Annotated in this window: 20 protein-coding genes; 14 read left to right on the top strand and 6 right to left on the bottom strand. The window is 44.7% G+C overall.

The annotated features are described in order from the left end of the window. Positions 1-142: 142 nt before the first annotated feature. From CRO25_RS26350 to CRO25_RS26360, 3 genes are all read right to left on the bottom strand, one after another. On the bottom strand, positions 143-586 hold the full coding sequence (locus tag CRO25_RS26350) for a protein-export chaperone SecB (protein ID WP_079697025.1): 444 nt from the start codon (positions 584-586) through the stop codon (positions 143-145). Next, entirely contained in the window at positions 586-834 is a 249-nt protein-coding gene (locus CRO25_RS26355; protein ID WP_079697026.1) for a hypothetical protein, read from the bottom strand. The genes CRO25_RS26350 and CRO25_RS26355 overlap by 1 nt, the downstream gene beginning before the upstream one ends. A 61-nt stretch (positions 835-895) precedes the next feature. Then, positions 896-1,606 carry a hypothetical protein gene (locus CRO25_RS26360; protein WP_079697027.1) on the bottom strand — a complete coding sequence of 237 codons (711 nt, stop codon included), beginning with the start codon at positions 1,604-1,606 and terminating at the stop codon, positions 896-898. A gap of 768 nt (positions 1,607-2,374) precedes the next feature. Between CRO25_RS26360 and CRO25_RS26365 the strand changes: the two genes are divergently transcribed. The 7 genes from CRO25_RS26365 to CRO25_RS26395 all read left to right on the top strand — a co-directional run bounded on the left by CRO25_RS26365 (position 2,375) and on the right by CRO25_RS26395 (position 10,120). Beyond that, on the top strand, positions 2,375-3,670 hold the full coding sequence (locus CRO25_RS26365; RefSeq protein WP_079697028.1) for a WXG100 family type VII secretion target: 1,296 nt from the start codon (positions 2,375-2,377) through the stop codon (positions 3,668-3,670). A gap of 1 nt (position 3,671) precedes the next feature. Further along, positions 3,672-4,160: a hypothetical protein gene (locus tag CRO25_RS26370; protein WP_079697029.1), complete on the top strand. Its 489-nt coding sequence runs from the start codon at positions 3,672-3,674 to the stop codon at positions 4,158-4,160. A 67-nt stretch (positions 4,161-4,227) separates the two neighbouring features. Then, a complete protein-coding gene (locus CRO25_RS34030) occupies positions 4,228-4,464 on the top strand; it encodes a contact-dependent growth inhibition system immunity protein (RefSeq protein WP_256863752.1) in 237 nt (78 codons plus the stop codon). A 288-nt stretch (positions 4,465-4,752) separates the two neighbouring features. Next, positions 4,753-5,274: a hypothetical protein gene (locus CRO25_RS26380; protein WP_079697030.1), complete on the top strand. Its 522-nt coding sequence runs from the start codon at positions 4,753-4,755 to the stop codon at positions 5,272-5,274. 348 nt (positions 5,275-5,622) lie between these two features. Further along, positions 5,623-7,128: a malate:quinone oxidoreductase gene (locus CRO25_RS26385; RefSeq protein ID WP_079697031.1), complete on the top strand. Its 1,506-nt coding sequence runs from the start codon at positions 5,623-5,625 to the stop codon at positions 7,126-7,128. Positions 7,129-7,529: 401 nt separating this feature from the next. After that, positions 7,530-9,629, top strand: coding sequence for a TerD family protein (locus CRO25_RS26390; protein WP_079697077.1), 2,100 nt, complete (start codon positions 7,530-7,532; stop codon positions 9,627-9,629). A 293-nt stretch (positions 9,630-9,922) separates the two neighbouring features. Next, positions 9,923-10,120: a hypothetical protein gene (locus CRO25_RS26395; RefSeq protein WP_179818497.1), complete on the top strand. Its 198-nt coding sequence runs from the start codon at positions 9,923-9,925 to the stop codon at positions 10,118-10,120. A 134-nt stretch (positions 10,121-10,254) separates the two neighbouring features. Here CRO25_RS26395 and CRO25_RS26400 read toward each other — a convergent pair whose 3' ends face one another. Beyond that, positions 10,255-11,871 (bottom strand): ABC transporter substrate-binding protein, encoded by a 1,617-nt coding sequence (locus tag CRO25_RS26400; protein WP_079697033.1) that lies wholly within the window; start codon positions 11,869-11,871, stop codon positions 10,255-10,257. An 18-nt stretch (positions 11,872-11,889) separates the two neighbouring features. Then, positions 11,890-14,238, bottom strand: coding sequence for an AraC family transcriptional regulator (locus CRO25_RS26405; RefSeq protein WP_079697034.1), 2,349 nt, complete (start codon positions 14,236-14,238; stop codon positions 11,890-11,892). A 240-nt stretch (positions 14,239-14,478) separates the two neighbouring features. Here CRO25_RS26405 and CRO25_RS26410 point away from each other — a divergent pair, with 240 nt between their 5' ends. Both CRO25_RS26410 and CRO25_RS26415 read left to right on the top strand, forming a co-directional pair. After that, entirely contained in the window at positions 14,479-17,061 is a 2,583-nt protein-coding gene (locus CRO25_RS26410) for an S-layer homology domain-containing protein (RefSeq protein WP_079697078.1), read from the top strand. Positions 17,062-17,370: 309 nt separating this feature from the next. Continuing rightward, entirely contained in the window at positions 17,371-17,988 is a 618-nt protein-coding gene (locus CRO25_RS26415; RefSeq protein ID WP_079697035.1) for a hypothetical protein, read from the top strand. A gap of 21 nt (positions 17,989-18,009) precedes the next feature. Here CRO25_RS26415 and CRO25_RS26420 read toward each other — a convergent pair whose 3' ends face one another. After that, complete coding sequence (locus CRO25_RS26420; protein ID WP_079697036.1) at positions 18,010-18,477, bottom strand: DUF1772 domain-containing protein; 468 nt, start codon at positions 18,475-18,477, stop codon at positions 18,010-18,012. Positions 18,478-18,604: 127 nt separating this feature from the next. Between CRO25_RS26420 and CRO25_RS26425 the strand changes: the two genes are divergently transcribed. From CRO25_RS26425 to CRO25_RS26445, 5 genes are all read left to right on the top strand, one after another. Further along, positions 18,605-19,135: a GrpB family protein gene (locus tag CRO25_RS26425; RefSeq protein ID WP_079697037.1), complete on the top strand. Its 531-nt coding sequence runs from the start codon at positions 18,605-18,607 to the stop codon at positions 19,133-19,135. 102 nt (positions 19,136-19,237) lie between these two features. Next, positions 19,238-20,203 carry an SMI1/KNR4 family protein gene (locus CRO25_RS26430; protein ID WP_079697038.1) on the top strand — a complete coding sequence of 322 codons (966 nt, stop codon included), beginning with the start codon at positions 19,238-19,240 and terminating at the stop codon, positions 20,201-20,203. A gap of 536 nt (positions 20,204-20,739) precedes the next feature. Continuing rightward, the gene (locus tag CRO25_RS26435; protein ID WP_079697039.1) at positions 20,740-22,365 is read left to right on the top strand and encodes a rhamnogalacturonan lyase B N-terminal domain-containing protein; all 1,626 of its coding nucleotides are present in this window, start codon (positions 20,740-20,742) and stop codon (positions 22,363-22,365) included. A gap of 242 nt (positions 22,366-22,607) precedes the next feature. Further along, a complete protein-coding gene (locus CRO25_RS26440; RefSeq protein WP_079697040.1) occupies positions 22,608-23,423 on the top strand; it encodes an SDR family NAD(P)-dependent oxidoreductase in 816 nt (271 codons plus the stop codon). A 40-nt stretch (positions 23,424-23,463) separates the two neighbouring features. Further along, positions 23,464-24,198, top strand: coding sequence for an SDR family NAD(P)-dependent oxidoreductase (locus tag CRO25_RS26445; RefSeq protein WP_079697041.1), 735 nt, complete (start codon positions 23,464-23,466; stop codon positions 24,196-24,198). Positions 24,199-24,224 lie beyond the last annotated feature (26 nt).

Here is a 24,224-nt window from a genome sequence, read left to right on the forward strand (position 1 = left end):
CTACAGAGTCAAAACTGATTTTAATATAATCTCTATAAATAAAGGGAAAGTCTATTTATGGGTGTAAATATTAAAAAGTCCCTACACATTTATTTGGAAAGATACCAGTAATGTGTAGGGACTTTGACACTTGGAAATAAATTCAATCTTCCTGTGATTCGATCAGTTTAATAACATTAATTGCAGGTAATATTAAAGGACTTACATTAGCATTTGCTGTATATGTAGAAACCAGAGATCGTACATAAGGAAATAAAATGGCAACAGCATTGATTTGAGCAAGATTGCTTTTTTGTTCAGAGCTAACCTCATCAATTTCAAAAATTCCTGTCAAACTAACAAACATACTGAAAGGGTAATTATTCTCTTGAGGATTATCAAAAATATTAATGAGTAATGTAACTAACATAGTATTATCTTCATCATCAAGAAACTTGATATCACGTTTTACACTAAAATCAATACCAACGGAAGTTTCTTCATCAAATTCCTCATTTGTGTGAAATTCCACTGTGTTTACAATGTATTGGACAAATCTAAGAGCACTTTGATAATCACTTTTTGTACTTTCATTTTTATTGTTCATTAAGCTACCTCATTTTCAAAAAAAGAGTAGGAAGTTAATTCAGAAGTCCTACTCATTCCTTTCAAAAAACCGTCTGATAAGGAATAAGTATAGCTCATTTCTTTTTCTAATTCATCATTAGTAATAATTTTCATACCACTAACCTTAATTTCTTCAACTCCTGATTTGATTAAATTATTTTCAAATTCTTCAGGTGATAAATTTTTGAAATGTTCAGTAATTTGTTTTAATCTTTCTTCAATACCCATAATGTGAACCTCCTTAAGAAACTTTAAAAACATCATATCCATAATATTTGGTTAGTATGCTTTATTTATGTGATTTTTTATAAGAACTTTTAGGACGAGCACGATAAGAGTTGGATTTATTTTTCATCTTGTTTTCAATATAGCTAAGTTTTGACTCGTAAAAGGAGAAACTTAGTTTTTTAATTGAATCTTTATAAAATGCAATTTGCTCGCTATAATTGAATTCTATAATTTCTTTAACCATTTCTGAATTTTTAACACAAATTTGTTCTTGTGGCATGAAACCTATTCTGGTTTGTGTATTTTTGTAGTTATTCGAGTTTGGTATGAAAATCGCTCTCACAATGTCGAATTCATTGGTATAATTCATCACATCAAACATATAATTAATAACAACACCATCTGCAATTTCCATTTCACGAAACTTATCGCTGTATTCTTTTTTTTGATTGAGTTGCAAATAAACTTGATCAAAAGTAATTTTATGTTCGGCGCTTGTTAGATCAAAAACTCTACATTGGTCATGAAAGTTGGCTTTTAGAATCATGTAGTTTTTAATTAGATTTTCGTCGCTGAATTCTCCGTCGTGCTTTAGAAATCTTCCGAGATACATATCCAAAATCCATTTATATGCATACAATGCCTCTACAAAAAAATAACTTCCGTTACCAAGCCAATGATTATCTCCTTTGCTTATCTCCATCTTATTAGCAAAGATAATTCTTTGGCCTCTTTCTCTGAATGTACCGTGATATAATTTTTCTGCCAGCATACTGTCTCCTTAAACAGATAAAAAGTAATGAAAAATAATTGTTCTTTCTTAAATTTTAGTTCTGTTTAAGCATAAAATCAAGCTTATATTGGTAATATATTCAATACGTTGTTAGAAAATCAATATGTAGATTTCTTAAAAAATGAAATACTAAATGTAGATTTGGAATTTGATTCTAAACTATTATCAACTACCTCTAACATAAGTGAAAGTAATAGAATCGCATATTATTATCTTAGTAGAGTTGCAAGGGAATTTGTCTAGATTTAATAAAGTTTGTATCTCAACTTATAAAGGGAAGATTCAAAATTAGTTTATTACAACTTTCATAGAATCTAACTTTATGGCTAAAATTTTTTTGAATTTAGTTGAAAATTTATTCTATTTGGATTTTGTTCAGAGTCGTAGGCACAGAGTAATGATCAAGTGCATATAGTCCAACCCTTCGCCTTCCGATTTACTTTGATGGGTTTTCCAACCGCACTCCTAATATTGTCACATTTAATGATCTATCCTAAAAGTTAGGAGAGTATTGATGTAATTATCTGATGTATAAAGGCGTCAAAAATATTGAATTAACTGCTATTGATCACGATGTAAAAGTTAATAAGTTGAGTAAATTATAGAACAAGAATATAGGACCACAGCACCGATGATGGGTACAGCTTATGTTTTAGAAATGGTCAAATCAGGATGTTAGCCGGATGGTCTCTGTTACGGACTTCTGCTAACATAGGTTAATCCTATTTTAAAAGAGCGGAGAAGCGTATGAGCACCATCAAAGTGACCCCTGAGCAGCTACATCATGTATCGAACCAGGTGGATCAGGCCCGAGAACAGTTGGAGCATATACGTGGTGATCTGACGAGACAGATCATGTTCATTCAGACAATGTGGATGGGGGCGACGCAGGAGCGGTTTTACTATGAGTTTGAGCAATCACGCCCTATACTGGATAAAGCGCTGGGGAGTATGGTGAACACATCCAAGGAATTGAAGGACATCGCTACGCGCTTCCAGGAGGCAGATGCTCAGTTGGTAAGTCTGGGTGGTGCAACTGGAGCAGTCGGTGCCGCAGCTATGATGACCAAATCATCAGGTGATTCAAATTCGGGTGATAAGGGCTATCGGATGGCGCAAGTTAATATGTTTGGTAAGTGGGTATGGATGCCTGTCAACGAGAATGGTGATGCGGATCAGGCTGCCCTTCAGGCGTATGAGAAGGATCAAGGCCATCTGGATATAAATCGCATGCAAGGTGTGAAGGTTGAACCGCCAGGGGAGGATATTATTTCACTACAGATCAAGGCATTCCATAACGGAATACATCCCTATACAGGAGAACCGGTCTCTGATTCTTATGCTCGAACCATGGTTACCTCTCTAAAGTTTGCCCAAGTGTTCATGGCGATTCAGATGGTTCGTGGGAGCTTTCCGGGGGGCAAGGGTCCATTTCGTTTACCATCATCTAGTCCAGCCGTGGCGAAAATTAAGAAGCATATTGAGGCTGCTAAGGCGAAGAGTGATAAGGCACAGACTGTTGCTCTTGGTAATACACAAAAGATTACAAATAGTGGGACTCTAGTTAAGGAAAAGAGCAAAACAACGTACATTAACCTCACTGGGGCTGAACTCACATGGGTAGGTCAGCATCCAAAGAATATTAATCGGGATGTTGATAACTTTTTGGTTAGCTCCAACATTGGTAAAGCAACCGAAGCAAAGGTTGCAAATTTTGTAAGAGACGAAACAGAAATCATTGGATTTGGACTAAAGATATTAAAAAAAGATGGTCAACCTGCCGGAGATTTAGATGTTGTTACAAAAGATGTAATAATTGAAGTGAAGGCTTCCATTAAAGCTGTAGACTCTGAGCAATTTTTGAAAATGACTCAGCACGATCATCCTGATTTTTTCAATCCTGAAAACAAAAAAGTTGTCCTATATATCGATAAACCCTTAAATAAACTAAGAGATGAGCATAAAAGCATGCTGCAAGATATTGAGTCGTATGGTGTAACCCTTGTTAACTCATTAGAAAAATTAAAGGAGGTAATAAAATAAAATGGGAACCACTGCATTTTTTTTAACGGAGCGTGAGAAGTATACGCCAGAAAAAATTTTGTCAGACACTATGATTGCAGCGTTTAACTCCGACAACCGGATTATTTTTGACAATCATAAAAACCTTGAAAATGGAAAATTCTCTTCTACAACGTTGAACATACTGGCTCATTCCTACAATAGCGGGGAGAATAATCATCAATTCATTATGTATGTGAAGGCAAAAGATAATAAGAGTGTAATATTCAGTGACTATGAAGATCTTGATTTGGATCCTAATCACGAACTCATTCGAGTGGGTACAATAGAAGAAGTGTTTGGAGCAGAAGAGGTCATTCTTCGTTTCGTTTATGAATACCTGAATCTTAATAGATCCGACTATTTCTGGGTGTCTGATTACGATTGGGTCTTCACTTGGGAAGATATACAAAAGATAAACTCAATGACTTATGACTCTGATTGGTGCTATAAAGATCCGAAGATGATTTAATATTACAAATAGAATTGAACCTTTTGTTTTATCTTTGAATAATCCTGCCAGCGGGAAATTAGAATAAATGAACAAGCCAATTAAAGAGATTTATGAACTATATCAAAATATTCAGACCGAAGAATCTGAGTATCCTTTGGATCAGTGGTACAACAGACTTATCGATAAAACAATAGATGAGATAGAACTAGAAGATGTCAGTAGAATGCTGGCTCAAAATATTTTTATGGATCTTGGTATAAAAAAAGCTGTGGAAATTTTAAAAGATGATCCAATTGCTGGGGAAATGTACGATGGTCATTAATTAAAAATACTCTACTCAATTGAATTAAATCAATTTGAAGATTTATCACAGCTTGCATCTTTGCTTCAGGATATTAACATAAACCTGTCTAATATTGAATGGGCTGATGAAGAGGATATGGAAGAGTATACTGAATTATTGACTAATTTCATGAAGAAAATAGAACTGTATCAGAGATAATATCAGAGAGTAGCATCTTGATTTTTTCAGGGGGCTCGAACGAATGACTCTGATTGGTGCTATAAAGATCCCAAGAGGAATTAAGGGAGTACAGGAACTGAGGGAAATATGTGTAAAGACTCAGATTGGGGCTTATTAAAATTAGCTATTGAACGCTTATCATCCATTTCATTTGAAGATATAGAAACTAAATCAAAAGAGTCATATCACGTTTTAATCAAAGAGTACTTTAGGCGGGCCAATTTATTTTTGGATGCTATGGTTACTTCTATAGATCGTTATCCTATAATTAGTTTTGCTAAGATCTTTGGAAAATCTGTAGATGAAAAAGTATATCAAGCCTGCCCTAAACTTGGTGCTCTTAAAAATCCGTATATAAAAGCAATCTGTTATTGTTACTTAGAAATTTCTGAATTGGCAGATCAAGAAGTAAATGAGGCAATGGAATACATTGATTTGTATGAACCGATTATAAAATTCTTCGAAAGAGGTGGGAGCTTTACGATAAGGCAAGGCGAAATGTTTGTAGGCAGTTCAGCGTATCCACTAATGTATTGGAGAGATTTGAATATTCCTATTCAAGATATCAGCGATGAAGCTCTTAATAATATGGATATTAACAGAGAGTAGCATCTTGATCTTTTTTTATAGAACGAATTATTAAAGACAAAGGTACCAGCACGCTCACCTTCCAGAGACAATTCAGGCCGCGCAACCAGAATTGTCTCTTTTTATTGAACAAATTAATCTTTCAGCCCTATAACCGGGTTATCTATCTGACATAAACTAGCGTATACTGAGGGAATAGCAAATATCTTCAAATTGCATATTTAAATTGACCCATATTATTGATACACTAGATCAAGGTTATATTCATTCAGAGAAGGGGCGGGCCTGTTCAAGAATGGGGCTTGCTGCAATGCCAAATCGATAACGCTTACATCCTTTTGGCAAATATAGGATATAAGGACGGTAGACATGAGCCAGGGACAAACGAGTACAGATGTTATCTTGATTGGTGCCGGAATTATGAGTGCAACTTTGGGAACTTTGCTTAAACAATTGGCACCAGACTGGAATATTAAGGTTTTTGAGAAGCTCGCCAGTGCGGGGGAGGAAAGCTCCAACGAATGGAATAATGCCGGAACCGGGCATTCAGCATTGTGCGAACTTAACTATACCGTTGAACGACCAGACGGATCCGTAGATATTAGCAAAGCGATTAAGGTGAATGAGCATTTTCAAATCTCAAGGCAATTTTGGTCCTATCTCGTCAAAAGCAATCTGATTCGTAATCCGCGGGACTTCATTATGCCGCTCCCTCATTTGAGTTATGTACATGGAGAGCAGAACGTCCAGTTTCTAAAAAGACGCTTTGAAGCGTTAGCGAAACATCCGTTATTCGTTGGCATGGAATTCTCGGATAATAAGAAAAAACTGGCGGAATGGATTCCGCTGATGATGAAAAACCGCACGGGTAATGAACCGATTGCAGCCACCAAAATTGACTCCGGTACGGACGTTAACTTTGGTGCTTTAACGCGTATGCTAATGGAACACTTAAAGAGCCAAAACGTGGATATCCACTACCAACATAGCGTGAAGAATATGAAACGCACAAGCAATGGATCTTGGGAATTAGCCGTGAAAAATCTGAAGAGCGGAACCGTCGAACGGCACACCGCGCAATTCGTTTTCATCGGTGCGGGCGGCGGAAGCTTGCATTTGCTGCAAAAAGCCGGCATTCCTGAGGGTAAACATATCGGCGGCTTCCCGGTTAGCGGCATCTTTATGGTGTGCAAAAATCCGAAAGTCGTGGAACAGCATCATGCCAAAGTATATGGAAAAGCTTCGGTGGGTGCTCCGCCAATGTCTGTTCCACATTTGGATACCCGATTTATTGAGAACCAGAAGTCGCTGCTATTCGGACCGTTTGCCGGGTTCTCGCCAAAATTCTTAAAAACGGGCTCCAATGCCGATCTGATTACGTCCGTGAAGCTGCATAACTTGCTCACGATGCTCGCGGCAGGCGTCAAAGAAATCTCACTAACCAAATACCTGATCCAACAACTCATGTTATCCAAGGAACAACGCATGGCCGAATTGCGTGACTTTGTTCCAGATGCCAAGAGTGAGGACTGGGATATGGTACTGGCTGGCCAGCGTGTGCAGGTGATTAAGGATACGGCACAAGGCGGCAAAGGAACCCTTCAATTCGGCACGGAGGTAGTCACTGCGGCGGATGGCTCGATTGCAGCATTACTCGGAGCTTCACCGGGTGCTTCAACTGCTGTTCACGTGATGCTGGAGATTCTCCAGAAGTGCTTCCCGCAGCATATGGATGCCTGGGAACCAAAGATCAAGGAAATGGTTCCTTCCTATGGCGAATCCCTGGTTGACAATCTTAGTCTTCTAAACCAAGTACATGCTTCAACCGCTCGGGTGCTTGGACTGACGGCTGAGAAGTCAGTCGTTCGGATGTAACGAGATATATGTAACCTGTTTACCATGCGTGTGATAAAGAGCTAAGCCGGCTAAAAACCGTGCTTAGCTCTTTTTTTATGTACCATCAGTTGTATGCCCTTCTTCAGTACTACTCGACACAAGTCAGAGAATTCCCCTTAATTTCGCTTGTCGTAATACTTTCGCCCTGTTGGGAGATGGTGGAATCTGAGATGATGGGTTCATCAAAGGTTCGGGTCACAAGCTTCGGACCTTTGGCCTTCAGGCTATGGCGATCCTTCCTTCTAACTTCATTGGCGAACTTAGGGTTGCCGCTTTCCTGAAGATCTCAATTCAGAGAGGAGGCGTCCAGGCTATCATATTCCTTCCTTCTACAGCAGACCACCAATTGTAGGGATATGGCTTTCCTGGACTCTTTTATCATGAACAACACAAACTATTTGCGCAGAGCGAACAAACTCATAATCGAGCAAGAACAAGGGGAGAAACAGCTGCCGAAGGTTTATTTGGCGACTGCCCTTAAAAATATAGAAACGCTTGGATACACATTCTCGGATGAATTGATGCAGGCCGTGCGAACATTATCCAAGGAACAGTTTGAAGCATTGGTGGCCCAGGTTGTGGCTGATCTGAGAATCATGGTCGGTGCACATGTGGACTACAAACCGATGTACCCTGGATTCCCGGCGCAGGTGATGGAGGAAGATGAGGTGGAACTCTACCTGAATGCTATCCTTCATTATCTGACCTTGGTATATCCGAATCGTGAACCGGTGGAAAGGGTACCTTTGCTGGGTAAAGTAAACCTGAAAGTCATTGGCCTCGGCAACAAGGCTGACTTCCAGACGCTCATCCGCCAACTGATCGAAGCCAACGGCTCCATCTCGGAGACAGACAAAGCAGATATCGATACGGTGCTGGAACTTGCGGAACCGGATGAAGTGGATGCGCTGTTGCCGGCCGAGATTCCTTTCAAGGAAAATGTGGGGTTCGTAGTAACTTCCTTATTAAAGTATGAAAAGGCTAATATCGACCGAATCGGCCCGTATTTCAGAACGGCAACGGATGTGCTTCGTCTTGCTGTGGCCTGGTCAGATGGTGATGTCAGCCTGGCTCTGGCTTCGCCTTTTCGCAAATTCAAGCGGCGTGAAAGACGCCTGCTGCTTGGTCTTCTGGAGCAATGCGGTTCAATTACGGAAGACATGCTCCGTTACAAGAATCGCTGGATTCGTCTGGGCGAAATTCTCCATCCATCTGAATATAAGCTTCGTTACCCGCGATGCGAGGAAGCTTTTGATATCTTGCGTCATAACAAGTCGTTTACGACCTTTAACGGAAGTGTGGAGCTGGCCTTCCAATACCATAATGTGTGGAGTTTGATTGAGCTGCTGAAGCAGCGCCCTGGTGAATTTGCGAGAAGATTGGATCACTTGTTGCGCTCTACCACGGATAAGGAGTATGTATTGCTGGCGTTCGGAGAAATTCTGGAGCACGTATCGACCCCGGTTTTGTTGCAGGTGAGGGAGCATTTTGCCCGGCGTAATGAACCGCAGGATATGCGTGTATTTTTCCCGAAAGGCAATGTAGCGAAGGCTTTCGCCATTCCGAATCAGCTTCCCGAGATGGACGATGACACTTGTCGTGCCGTCGTGCAGATGTGTGAGCAGGCGCTGGTGCAGCGTTTCGCCGCCCTTCCTTCGCTTGGAAAGACGTATGTCGATCCACAGCTCCATGATTATCTGGTTCCTTTTTCCCAAAGATCGGCGAGCAAGTCCCTTCATACGATTGTTCGGGGAAGCCGGGTGCCGATGGCCGAGGGAGACACGATTCGTTTCTTCAACTGGTGGAAGGAAGGGAGCGTGAACGGTCAAGCAACGGGGCGTGTAGATATCGATCTGTCTGCGGTGATGTACGATGAGAACTGGAACTATGTGGAGCATATTTCCTATACGAATCTGCGTTCATCCAACTACAAGGCCGTTCACAGCGGGGATATCGTAACAGCGCCTCATGGTGCGAGTGAGTTCATTGACCTGCATATTCCGTCGATTGTTGCTTATGGTGGGCGTTATGTGGTGGCGAGTCTGCTTTCCTTTACGAGTCATCCATATTGCGATTTGCCGGAATGCTTTGTGGGCTGGATGATGCGTAAGAAGCCGGGTTCTGGCGAGATCTTCGAGCCGTCCACGGTGGCAAACAAGATTGATATCACGGCAGATACACAGATTGCCATTCCCGTCATTATGGATCTAGTGGAGCGTACGGTCATTTGGACGGATCTGGCACTGACTAGGCACCCGGAATATTACAATAATGTCGAAGGTAATCAAAAAGGGATGGTCCTGATGGGCAAAGCCCTGACCACGCTCCGTAAACCGGATCTCTACGACTTGTTCACGCTTCATGCCAAGGCCAGAGGTGAACTGGTAGATACGTTGGATCAGGCCGATACAATTTATTCGGTGGAACAAGGAATTACCCCGTTTGATATCGAGCAGATTATGGCTGAATATTTGGCTTAAGTACATCACATATGAATATGGGCGGAAATAGGAAAGAGCAGCGGTGAGCTGCTCTTTTTTTGTTCATGAATGGCGGGATGACCTTGCGATTATGAAATCAAATGATTAAAACGTAGACATGGTTGTAGGATAATAGACCGATTATGAGTGCTGATAGATGTAATTAACAGTAAAGTTAGGATGTCAGAAGGATATGTTGAGAACTGAATTTTTGATAACATGGGTGTTTCCAACTTCACAGGACATCTGAATTCGAAGGCAAAATTACTTATTAAAATGAGAGGTTTTGAATGATGACTATTACACCTTTAATTCTTGTAGTTGTTGCTATATTTAGTTATGTATTTGTATATTTTTTTTCAAAAGTTATCAACCCGCAAGCTTCAAAAAAATATGTAACGTTAGCCAGTATTAGTTTTACAATTCTTGTGGTTATTTTGTTTAGTATGTTGTTGGTGTTTTTTAGTGAACTTGCTCAAATAAATAAATAAACAACATGATTATAAAACTGTATATTATTCGGCGCGAAAAGGCTTCGGTTTATATGAAGCCTTTTTCGCGTTTTGTTTACTGCATGTAACTCAAAATACTTATATCTTGTTTCGTTTCATAATCACTCACTCACTCACTCATTCGCTTCGCTTAGTACTTCCGCGCCGCCTGCGGCCATGAACTCCTCTACGAAATCATCAAATTCGCTCAGCGGTCTCTCGCCAGTAATGAAGGAGATGTAGGCCTTGTTCTTCAGCTTGATCAGCTCTGCTCCGTTTTTGGCAAGGGAGGGGGTTGCTACCTCAAGTGAGTTGTAAATGCCGTCCTGGTCCAGGCCGAGGGTCGAAGCCCATTGCTCTCGTCGTCCGGTCTGCTTCAGGGGCACGGTCATGCCCAGATTGGCGCCAATTCCGTTCTGATAACTGAACATCTTATCGTACGGAGGAAGAATGACCGTGTTCTGCGGAAACGTATCAGTCCAAGTCCAGTGCTTGCCTTTCACGCCGAAGGCCATGGTAGCTGCCTCGTTCGGATCAGGGTTTGCGCTGACATCATCCAGAATTCGAAGGATCGTCGCAAGCTTGCCCGGTTCCTTAACAGCGTCGCCGCCGATGGCTGTGAAGCTCATTAACATATCGTATCCCTTGGAGCCGCGCTGCCCGTATGGTCCGGTAAAAGGTCTGCCGAACACCACCCGGGCCTCCGGGTTCTTGGCGGTCAGCTCCTTCACGTTAAAGGTCGATTGCACCGGAGTCTCTACGGCATGACCATTCGAACCATAACTCCAGTCCAGGTAATCACCATCCTGAATCCAGTGATAATAATTGCCCATCGATGTCATTCCGATTCTGCCGTTAATAAAGGCGTGGGATAGGTGTTTGTAGCTGCCCTTATTCTCCCCGGTAATAAACTCGGGATCGATCACGTCGTCCCGGTACCATTTGCGTAAATATTGCAGTGCTTCTTTCATTTCGGGCTGAAGGGCACCGATGACCTGCTCTCCATCCTTCATGCTGAAGTAGAGTTGATCCGCGAAAACAATTTGCCCAAAGGCGCCAAATACAACGTTCATGCCTTCGCTGGACAGGCCATAGGTATCTTTGATCCCATTGCCGTCAGGATCATCGTTGGTGAAGGCATAGATTACCCTCTCAAAATCAGCCAGCGTTTGCGGCACCGGCAGGCCGAGCTTGTCCAGCCAGTCCTGCCGAAAAACGACCGGAGTGCGATAGATGTTAGTCGGATTAATGACGGGAATACCATAATAGGCTCCGTCAATCCTTCCGGCATTTTCGTAAGCAGGCGCATTTTCCCGGATGATCCGCATTAGGTTCGGGGCGTATGTGTTGAGCATATCCACGGGAATCTCGGCCAGTACGCCTTGCTGCTGGTACTTGAGCAGGTCCTGCGGCTGGCGGATACGGAACAGATCGGGAATGGCACCCTGGGCCAGCTTCATGTCGAGAAGGGATTCATATTTGTTATTTACAAGATTCCACACATCGAGATCGACGTCGAATTTGTCCTCCACGTACTTGAGCATCTCCGCATCCTCCGGCACCGGATAATTCTGATGCATCGTCCATGAAATGTGGTAGCGCGGATTGGGGGAAGCCGAATCGGCTTCTTGCTTATCCGTTATGGTCTTCTGTCCGAGTGGCAGATCGCAGCCGCTGAGGATACTGATCATGCCTACCGGAATCAGCATTGCGAGAAGCGCTGTAGCGCGCAGCCATCCCTTTTTTTTCATCCGCAACCCTTCCTCACCTTAAGATCCCGCTTCCGCGATTCCTGCCGAAGCAATCTTGCGTAAATAATGGCCCGGCGTACAGCCATACATTTCCTTGAACCGTTTAATGAAATAGGCAGTGGTTCCGTAGCCGACGGAGCTTGCGATCCGTTCAATAGTCATGTTGTTGTTCTCAATCAGTACTTTGGCCCGTTCCATCCGCCGGGAGGTGACATAGTCGGTATAGGTAACGCCAAGCTCCTCTTTAAAAAGCTTGCTCAAATATTTGGAACTGATGAACACCTGCGCTCCTACGGCCTCCAGTGACAGATCTTCGGACAGATGCTCCTCAATATATTGTTTTGCGAGCCCGATGGTAGAAACGGCCCGTTCGCTGTTCCGTTTCTCCGTTTCGGAGATAAATACCGTGATTGACTCCACCAGCCAGTCGCGATATGCCACGATATTGGCGATACTGATGTACTCATGATACAGATCGGGATGACCGAGCTGAAGGGGATGCTTGTAACGGACATTTTTCACAACATCCGAGTAGACGAATACCGCATTCACCAGCATAAAATGGCAATAGTCTGCGGGATATAATCCTTCCCTCATCGTGGCAATGAACTGGTCAACGGCGGCAACGGCCTCATCCGGCTGCCTGGCATGAAGCTTGTCCCTGAACTTGGCAAGTATGGTCTGAGGAATTTCATCCATATTGTGCTCCCGCTGGAGAATACTGCGATCCTTCAGGATATAGAGCTCGGGCAGGAAATACGCGTATTTCATCAACGCCTGGGCCTCGCTGAAGCTTCTATGCACATCGGCCAGCTCCTGCACCCAGGAGCCTAACGACAGCTGAATATCAAGCTGGAACTGCTGTTGTGCCTCTGACAATAGAAGCTGGGACAACTTGTCCAGCAGCGGTTCAGACGCTATATCCGTACACAGAATAACCGCCAGCTTCTTGTCCGGCAGCTCCTCGGCAATCAGGCGACTATCTGGCAAGGATAGCGACTCCAGCCCATGGATAAATCTCGATATGACGGATGGCAGATTCTCCGAGCTAAGTCCCATATGGGCTACCCCGGTATTCAGAAGCAAGCAGCTGTATGCGTGATATGGATATGAGATGCCTAGTGCTGTCCGTTCTTCTGCCCACTGTTCTCGGCTATAGCCGCCATGCAGCAGATTCAGTACAGCGTTATGCTTGATTGCCGGACTGTTCGCCAGCAGTGTTTCCTCAAGGCTGCTCACCTTATCGTTTAATTGCATGAAGGCACTGTCGATCAGCCGGTATTCATTCGTAATATGCGTTGTTGCCGGTCCGGATAGGTCCTTAATCCGGCTGACGAGGCGTTTGATCGGGCTGTAATTCGCTCTGAGCAAAACTGCTGACAGCGCCAGACCGATCACGATGGCGATCATGCAGATGCCGAGGATGAGCTTCTGTACCATGATCGACTGCTCATAATAGAAGCTGGCCGGCATTGCGCTATAGATAGTCCATCCTGTCGAAGGCAGGGTCTGGTAGGACACAACAACCGATGTATTGTCGATCTTGTCGTCAAAGCTGCCCTTCGCGTTTCCAGATTGTAGTGCTTTCTTGATGCTCGCACCGTATTCGCCTGGCTGCCCCAGCGTATCGGTATTGGCATTACTAATGGTGTTACCCATATGGTTAACGATAAATGTGCTTTTGTATTGTGAGGGCATCATATTCTCGATGATGCTGCTAACCGCGCTTTCTTTTACATCTATTGCAATATAGACATCACCGGTTTCGCCTGTGGACTGAAAAGGATAGCTGTGCGTGTACGTAAACAGGGCGTTGCTACTGTCAGCTGTACCACCTGGCACGCTGGAGAAAATGTCCTGCGGCACCTGGCGTGAAGCCGTCCACAGGCTATTTTGCTTGCTGGCCCGCATATCCTGAAGCCAATCTGAATAATAAGCCGAGCCTTCCCCTTGATCGGCGTTATAGCGCAGGCCGTATAGCGACGATAGCATGATGTTTTGTCCTGGATAATAAAGATGTATGGCCTGAATCATGTCCGCGTTGCCGGCAACCTTGGACTTAAGTAACTCCTGGAGGTCAATGACGCTGTCTAGCCCGCTTCGAGTAGATGGTTCCGCGAACAGTCGAATATCCGCAGACTTGTCGAGTGACAAGTCCAGGTAGATCTGCTGCACCCTTTGCAGGATCGTTCCTTCAATGGTTCGTGTTGTATTTTCAAGAATCAGCTGATTCTTGTTCTGCAATTCCTCATTGTAACTGCGCGAGAAATAGATATAGAAGAAAGAGCATATAAGCAGCACAATGACGACCACGATGGAACCGTACGAAATCGCCAAACCCGCCCATGCGGAGCTCCATTTTTTCATGAGGCATTCCTCCCGGCGACGATTATACACTACCTGATTCCACCAAAGTTCACGATTTATATGAAGGGAATGTTAAATGTCGAAAACAGGCGATATTGCTCCGAAATTGATACAATGGCGAAATTGTTTTATTGCTGGTTAAACGTGACGGGTGCTACATTGAGACCGATTCGAGACCAACTACCAAACGATGGGAGTCGAAAAGATTTGAAAACGAAAGCCAACAAAAACAAAAAGAAAATGTTGACCGCTGCTATGGGTGTCGTGCTCATATCCAATTCAATTGCATCAACTGCTGCGCTTGCGGCACCAAGTGATTCGCAAGTTCCATTACCGCAGGAGCCGGCTTGGGGTTATTTTGTAGATACGTATAAGAATAATAACTCATCGAACACTACACTTGAGACCAACCCGGCTCTTGGTACATTGTCCAAGTTCCTGGATCTCTGGATACCAGGTTCTTCCTGGAACAATGGCACTAAGGTTCAGCCCGACATACTGGACTATAACATTCAATATGTAGCGGATATCGCAGCAAACCGCACTCAAGCGGAGGAGGAAGCCGCGTACTATACCGATCGTACAAATCAAACTTACGGTGCAACCGAGGGTCTGGGTTCACTGGCTGATGTATATCGTGAAAAATCGAGCACATATACGACCATTACGAGCATCCCGGACGATGCGACAACGAAGAAGTATGACGATGGTAATACCACGAACAAAGCCGGAAATTCCGATTCCGAGCTAGGTAAAATGGTAGATTTGGTTGGAGCCCTGCGCGGTAATGCGGCGTCAACCAACCCTTCCAAAAATTTCTTCAGTTATATGCGTCCGTTCCGCTGGTTGAATACTCATGAGGTTGTCGTGCCAACTCTGAGACCAGCAATCAAAGATGAGGCAGAGGCGGCCTCGGACGGCGGCTTCCCGAGCGGGCATACCAATGCGTCCTACCTTGCCGCAATTGCATTCGCTTATGCCGTGCCTGAACGTTTTCAGGAGTTGGTAACCCGTGCTTCGGAAATGGGCAACAACCGAGTTATTGCCGGAATGCACTCCCCATTGGATGTCATGGGCGGTCGTGTACTTGCAACTGCCCTCGCAGCAGGTGCTCTGAATGATCCGGAGAATGCTGAACTGAAGCAGGCAGCTTACGATCAAGCGCATAATGTACTGCTGAAGGAGACCGGAACAGCAGAAGACCGATTTACCGACTACGAGAAAAACAAGGCCGAGTATACCCAACGTCTGACTTATGGCTTCCCGCAGATCGGTTCCACAACGGAGCCTATGCCAGTCCCTAAAGGAGCAGAGGTGCTGCTTGAGACCAGACAGCCTTATCTTAGTGCGGATCAGCGTCGTGCTGTACTGGCGACAACCGGAATTACATCCGGCTACCCTGTATTGGATGATCCCGAAGGCTGGGGACGCCTCAATCTGTTCGCTGCGGCAGACGGATATGGCGCATTCAACAGTGATGTAACGGTAGTGATGGATGCCAGCAAGGGTGGTTTTAACACGGTGGATGTTTGGCGGAACAAAATCTCCGGTACCGGCAAGCTGACGAAGGAAGGCAGCGGTACATTGAAACTGCGGGGGGCTAATACGTACTCTGGAGGTACTCAGGTTAGCGCGGGCACATTGGAAGGTGATACAGCTACTGCGTTCGGTAGTGGCGATGTGGTCAACAACGGGGGTACGGTTACGGAGAGCGTAACTGGCAAATGGAACATTGAAGGCAACTTCGTGCAGGCTGCTGACGGTACGTTGGAGCTCAACGTGGCTTCCGCAAATGACGTGCTCGACGTTAAAGGTACGGTGAACTCCGCCGGAGCACTGCATGTGAATTTTGCCAGCAGCTATGTACCTGGTGCGGGTGAGATTACGCTTGTAAGCCATGGCGCCAATCAGCAAAGCGGAAAGTTCGCCTCTGTTCAGGTGGATGGCCTGCCAAGCAAATATAATGCCCAGGTGAAATATGAGAGCAACCGCATTGCACTGGCGATTACGGATACAACAAATCCGGGGACTACGCCAACAACGCCGACTACACCTGGTACAGGTGGTGGCTCCGTCACTACACCAACACCATCCACACCATCAATAGGTTCTGGAACAGATTCGGGTACGGTTACCACACCTCCTACAACAGAACCAACGGTACCGCCAGCAACACAGGTTAATCCGTTCAAATCAGGTGTTGTGAGCCAGGAAACGGTACTAAAGACAGTTAATGAAGCCATAGCGGCAACGAAAAATGAACAAAAGACATTCAGCGATATTTCTGGTCACTGGGCCAACCGAAGTATTGGTGCTGCCGTGAAATTACGCATGGTGGATGGTTACGAGAATGGTTCGTTCCGGCCGAATGCGTCCGTCACCCGAGCTGAATTTACCGCAATGATTGCCCGGGCATTTGGCCTTGGCAAGAATTCGGCTTCGGCTAGCTTCAAAGATACGAAGTCTAGCTGGGCAGCTGGATATATCAGCGCTCTGGCTGACAAGGGAGTCATTACAGGCTATGCGGACGGCAGCTTCAAACCTAATGCGACGATCTCCCGCGCTGAGATGGTGACGATTATTGCTCGTGTGCTTAATCTGAATGCACTTGCGACTAGCACTCCGACCAGCTTCAGTGATGTGGACAGCAGTAACTGGGCAGCGGCGGCAATTGCGCAGGCTTCATCGGCCAATCTGGTGCAAGGGCTATCCTCATCCGTGTTCTCGCCGAGTGTCAAAGCTACACGGGCTGAAGCCGTGACGATTATCATCCGTGCACTGGAGAGTGACAGCTCAATCAAGGCACTGATCGAAGGATTGTAAACATAGTGGTCGAAAGAATGTATGCTCTGAGCGAGAGTGGAAGGCTCGGCTGAAGAGAATAGCTTTTCTTAATAAATTCGAAAGGGCGAAAATGGTTCGTGTAATGCGAACCGTTTTTGCCCTTTTACTTTTACTTATGGAGAATGTCCTGTGTTCCGATACAAACACTCATCCTAGGGTAAGGGAGGAATAGAGCTTCCTTAGCAGGATAATATGTTGAAATTGTGGAAGTAGGTATCAGACTGCATCCTAGATTTGACGTTGCAAACGAGATCGGTTTTCATAAGTCTATATTTGGCGGTGAGCTAATTGGATCGATTAAAACACAGTGGATTTTATAAACTGAAATTTTTCATAACACCGGATGAATTCAAAAGCTTGTTGGCACTTTTTGAGCAGAAACGAGCAAAGTTTATCCGTCCTAATTATGATCAGACTCAATATGATACGAATCAGGTGCTTGAAGAATATGAGCAATTTTATCATTTTTTTACCGCGGCAGAGAAAAGGGAGGGGTATCACCCATATCTCGCCTATTCAGTATTGATTACGCTGGATCAGCACAATTCCGGATTTTTCGTCAAAAACGAAGGAATTAACTTCCCCTATGTTGGACAATGGGCTGAGGATGAATTACCGTGCATTACCCTGTCGCTCCCCAAAGGTTATCAGATCAATTTGGAGGATGAGAAGGGGAAATACTATATATACGAAGATATTCGAGAGCATTTGCCGTTAACCTATGCGTTTTATGAAGAGTTGGCGAGCGAGGTTAAAATAATAGCCAAATTGCTGCGTTTCTCCGCACCTGGAGTAGATGCCATGCAAGAGCAGAAGCCATCCGTTCGTGTCAGCCAACGTGCTGTAAACGAGTTGAAGGACTCCTGGATTTTCAATAAGTATTCTCTTGTTATGAATACCAAATAAGAATAGGCAGCTAGGCCCGCTTTAATTCCCGACTAACTGCAGCGCCACTGCCGTCAAGAAGAACACAAAAGCCAAAATTGCCGCCGAAGAACGAACCACATCTAATCGCTCCCATCTTCTCACTAACTGCTTCCAATTGCGTGGTGGTGCATCGGGATTCCAGGCGAGCGCACCTTTGTTAATAGGCACGGTACCGATAAGTGTAGTCAAAATAAATATAAGTAAAGCAAGAACGCCTGCCAAGCGGAAGCCGAATCCGGGTTCGGAACCACTCATTATGAGTACTGCAACGCCTGAAATGGCCGTGGGTAGAAAAATGGCAGGTACAAGTAAACGCAATTTTAGTATTAGTGCTTGGCGAACCCGAATCTGCGAAGGTTCATCCAGCTTAGCCAGGGACACATGCACTCCATACCGTACCACAAACTCTTCACCAGCCAGGATGCCGGCTAGAAAGATACTTACAAACTCAATAATGATCTGATACATAAGGAATATCCTCCTCGTGAATGTTGACGACTGTAGTTGAAGTATTGTTTAACGGTAATACACAATTGTGAATTCAACATGAACGAGGGGAGATAATGAATACCATGGATGTAGGGAGGGGATCTTCATGGCCGAAAAAACACCTATTATTGAGGTCGTTCCATACGATCCGCAATGGAAAGTCACTTTTGAACAGATAAAAGAAATGATAATTAGATATATTGGTGACTTAATTCTAAGAGTAGAGCATGTGGGCAGTACATCGGTTGAGGGTTTATTAGCTAAACCCGTTATCGATCTGGATGTTGTCATTGATAGCTATGATGTACTCCCAGAGATTATTAAGCGGTTGACACTACAAGGGTACGAATACCAAGGGAATCTCGGCATTGAGGGAAGAGAAGCCTTTCAAAGGACATTTCAAGATGAACATATGAAGTATCATTTATATGTTTGTCCTAAGGATGGAAAAGGATATCTGGAACATATCGCGTTAAGAGACCATTTAAGAGATAATGAGACGGCGCGCAATGAATACCAACAATTAAAAATCAGGCTAGCAGAGCAGTATCGATCCGATATCGATCGTTATTGTGATAATAAAACCGCGTTCGTCACAAGGATATTAAAAGAGACACTCTATCGTCCCGAAAGTTGAACATTTCATCTGGAGCTAAGTTGGTGACAATCGCCTTTTTTGGAGTGGGCAGCGCCTAAATGATATAATTTCTACAACGAATAAGACAGGGAGGCAAGATCAATGAATGATGAACTCTTGGAACGGCTAGAGGATTGGCATGAACAGGATGATTATGAAGAGATTATAGATGCGATTACAGAGGTTCCGGAAGAGGAGCGGAATTATATTCTGGTCAACCATCTGGGTAGAGCGTTGAATAATATGGAGCGTTACCAGGAGGCAGTGGAGCAATTCCTGTCGGTTGAAGCAGAGGGACAAAATGACCCGCTTTGGCATTACCGCATTGGTCTGGCGTATTATTATTTGGAGCAATATGAGAACGCGCGTGAAGCTTTCGAAGCAGCGGACCGATTGGAGCCGGGAGATGAGGATACACAGGAGTTCCTGGAATGGATTCGGAATAAAACAGCAGACAAGCTTACAGAAGAAGTGGTAGAGGAGCCCGTGGATACAGTCCACTCGGTGACTGAAATCACCATCGAAGCTGCGCCTGGTATCCATGCCGAATCGACGAGCTTCTGGAATGACAGTCCAGCAAACGTCGATCAATATGTGTTGTCCCCACCTACTGAAGAGCAAATTGAAGCAGTGGAGGATCAATTGGTGTTCAAGCTGCCGACATTCTATGTGAACATGATGAAACTACATAATGGTGGTGTTCCCCACTATCGTTATTTTCCGATTAGTCAGGCGGAGAATGATGAAAAGATTCAAGTTGAAATATCGAATATCCTGGGTATTGGACGGGAAAAGGCACATTCACTGTGTGGAGAAGCGGGCAGTCGAGCGATCATAGAAAAAGGGGGTTACCCCGAGATTGGTGTCATTCTATGTGAGTGTCCTTCCGATTCAGAGGTCGTGATGCTGGATTATCGTGAATCCGGCAATGCCGGTGAGCCCGAGGTTGTCCATGTGAATAAAGCAGAAGGCGACAAGATCACTTGGCTTGCGCCCAATGTTGAGACCTTTATTCAAGGTCTGGTGAATGAGGGAAATCAACCTGCAAACCTTGAGGGTTCACTGTAAAGAAGGTTGTAGCTTCCTGTTATACAAAATATTGAAGAGCTGCATTCGTCACAAAGGATGCAGCTTTTTCAGTTGAAATCCTCTCATTCCATGCGGTAGAAGAAGGACGTAATGTTGATGGTGAGATCACCGTGTGTATTGTTTAGCTGCGTTCAGGCAGCTCAGCCATATTCCACATTGCCCGTAAGGAGTATAAGATACAAAAAAACAGAGAGAGATTACGGCAGGATGATAGCTATTTTCATTGCCACTTTATGTAATATAATGGTATTATTTTAATGATATTACCAGTAAGTTAGTTGCAGATTATTCCTATACAGGAGGTGTTGTTATAAGAGGACGATAGGGAAGAAAGATGACCCGCAGGGATATGCCGCATGCAGCAAGAATACCGAGATGAGACATAGGCTCGTTTGTCATACATTATAATGTAAGCGCTTTACTTTTAGTTCAGCTATCTCATATACGATATTTAAATATCTGATTTTGGCCCATTACGAAAACGTTAAAAAACGATTCCAGGGAGGGATTAGCTCGTGAGCAGACGTTTAGTGAAGAAGGGATTCAGTTCGTTTCTTTTAATGGTGATGATGGCAGCAGCGGTATTATATCCAACATCCACCGGACACGCAGCCACCATCAATGTTACGGATAACGGGTCGAGGATTGAAGTGAACACAGGAGCAGGTCTGGTATACACGGTGAATAAAACCAATGGCGATATCATATCTGCCAAAATGAACGGAACAGAGCTGAACGGCTCCAGCAAGGGGTCCCATATCAGCTCTGGTTTGGGCTCTGCCAATGTAACCTGGAACACATCTCCTTCGGGATCAACCCTATTGATCACCGTCTCAACCAGCACGCTTACCCACTACTATGCATCACGTGGCGGTGAGAACATTATCTATATGGCAACGTATGTCACAGCAGAACCGTCTGTGGGTGAATTGCGCTATATTTTCCGGGGTAACGGCAGCGTGTTAACGGGGGTTCCGGCCAACTCGAATAATCGGAATAACACCGGCGCGATTGAGAGCGAGGATGTTTTTGGTTACGCCAACGGACAGAGTACCTCGAAGTATTACGGCAACGACCAGGCCAAGGATCTGACCATTCGAGGCGTTACGGGGAATGGTGTGGGCGTGTTTATGGCCTATGGCGACCGAGAGAAGAGCTCGGGAGGTCCGTTCTTCCGTGATATTCAGTTCCAGAGTGGTGGAGATACGGAGGTCTACAATTACATGAATTCAGGACATGCCCAGACAGAAAATTGGCGTATGGGCCTGCATGGGCCGTATGCCTTGATCTTCACCACCGGTGCAACGCCAAGCGTACCTGATTTTAGCTGGATGTCGAGTCTGAACCTGACAGGTTGGGTGTCCAGCCGAGGTAATGTCGTGCTTAACGGGCTCTCTGGCATGGATACGGGTTATACATATACGGTTGGTTTTGCCAACAGCAACGCCCAATATTGGGTGAATGCCTCTTCGAGCGGGGCAGCTGCCAAATACAGCATGATTCCAGGTACATACACCATGACGGTGTATAAGGGGGAACTGCCCGTCTATACCGAAAGTGTGAACGTCACTGGAGGATCAACGACAACGCTGAATACGCGTACGATTAACAATGACCCAAGTAAAGCATCCAGCATCTGGCGCATTGGGAATTGGGATGGTACACCGTCAGAGTTCCTGAACGGCCAGACAATTCCGCTCCGTCATCCTTCCGATAGCCGTAATCCAAGCTGGGGACCCGTCAGTTATGCCACTGGCAGTGCAACCAACAAGTTCCCAGCGATTCAGTTCCGGGGACAAAACTCGCCCACAACCGTCACCTTTAGCCTGAACTCTTCTCAAGCTGCCTCTTCGCATGTTCTTAACATCGGTATTACGGCAGCATACAACAATGGAAGACCCAGCGTAACGATTAACGGTCAGACGTTAACCAATCCGGCAGCCTCCTCCCAACCGAACTCTCGTAGCTTTACGATTGGGACCTATCGGGGTAACAATACAACCTTTTCCTGGAATATCCCGGCATCCTATTTTGTTACTGGGGCCAACACGGTAACCATTACGCCAATCAGTGGCTCCAGCGACTTGGGCAATTGGTTAAGTGCCGGGTGGGTGTATGACTGTGTTGAATTGTTGAATTAAAAATGGGTCAACTACATGATCAAATTTAAGCCAACCGGATAAGGTTATTCTTATCCGGTTTTTCCATTCCCATTTTAAACACTTCGCTTGCTTCGCTAAAGGCACCCAAAATAAGGATACAGGGCTGTATGCGTTGCAGAAAGACCATTCCTCTGCTATTATTTAGACATCTAATATTTAGTCATCTAAATAATAGGTTGATTATTTATTTTCGGTTTCTTTATGAAAGGAGCTTGAGAACCATGTTGAGAATGAAAGACAAAGTAGCCCTTGTAACTGGAGGCGCTTCTGGAATAGGATTGTCCGCAGCCCAATTGATGGCGAGAGAAGGAGCAAAAGTCGTTATTGCTGATTTCAATGTCAATGGTGCAAAAGAAGCGGCAGCGGATATTCAGGCTCAAGGCGGAGAGGCAGTGGCCGTTTTTGTCGATGCCGGAGATGAATTTTCGATTAAGGAAGCTGTGGATTTTACGGTGCAGCAATATGGTAAGCTCACGAGTCTGTTCAACAACGTTGGCCTGACTAACCTGAAGAAGGATTTGGACGTGGTTAACGTAGATCTAGACGAGTGGGATCGGCTGATGAACGTGAATCTGAAAAGCGTGCTGCTCGGCTGTAGATTCGCCATCCCTCATATGATTGAAGCGGGTGAGGGTTCCATCATTAATACGGCCTCCATGGCTGGCTTTACAGGCGATGCGGTGCGGGTTGCTTACGGTGCCTCAAAAGCAGGAGTGGTGAATCTAACAAGGTATATTGCCACCCAATATGGCAAACATAACATTCGTTGCAATGCTGTCGCACCTGGATTGATCTTGACCCCGGCAGCCCAGAATAATATGCCTCCGGATGTATTGGATATGTTCGCAAAATATAACGCACTGCCTTATCACGGGGAACCCGATGATATTGGATACACCGTCGTATTCCTGGCCTCAGATGAGTCCAAATTCATGACCGGACAGACCATCCAGGTTGAAGGCGGCCATTATATTGCCAACCCAACCGTTCCGGATTTTAAACAGTTTATGAAATCACACAATACGCCTAGCAACTAAAGCAGCGTCGTACAAATAAATTACGTTAGGAGCGTTTCATATGGGAAGATTAGATAATAAAGTAGCTATCATTACAGGTGGAGCATCAGGAATTGGTGAAGGCATGGTTGATCTCTTCGCAAAGGAAGGCGCCATCGTTATTGCCGCAGACATTAATGAGGAAGCACTGGAGAAAGCGAGCCAAAAAGAGAATGTGTACGGAATGAAGTTGAATGTTTCCTCCGATGAAGATTGGGAGATTTTAGCCAAAGTAGTTAACGAACGTTTTGGTAAAATCGATATTCTGGTTAACAATGCAGGCATTTCTTCAGAGAAGCCGTTTGAGGAAATCAATGCGCAGGATTGGCAGAAAATGCTCTCCATTAATGGCTTTGGCCCATTTGCTGGTATGAAACATGTAGCTCCGTATATGGCAGCACAAAAGAAAGGTTCCATCGTCAATATCTCTTCATACACCGCATTGATTGGACAAGGCTTTAACCACTATTCGGCATCCAAAGGGGCAGTACGCGCATTATCCAAAGCGGCAGCAACAACCTTTGGTCGTCAAGGTGTTCGGGTAAATGCTCTCTTCCCGGGAATCATCGAAACACCAATGACTCAAGCCTTGAACACATCGAAGGAACTGCTTGACCGACTCATTCAGGCAACGCCTCTGCAACGTCTGGGGCAGGCTATCGATATTGCCAACGCTGCACTGTTCCTGGCTTCGGATGATTCTTCGTACATTACAGGATCTGAGCTGGTTATCGATGGTGGATACTCAGCCCAATAGCGTGTAAAATGATGACAGCCCTTAAG

Origin of the sequence: Paenibacillus sp. RU5M, assembly GCF_900221055.1 — a bacterium.
Taxonomy (GTDB): domain Bacteria; phylum Bacillota; class Bacilli; order Paenibacillales; family Paenibacillaceae; genus Paenibacillus; species Paenibacillus marchantiae.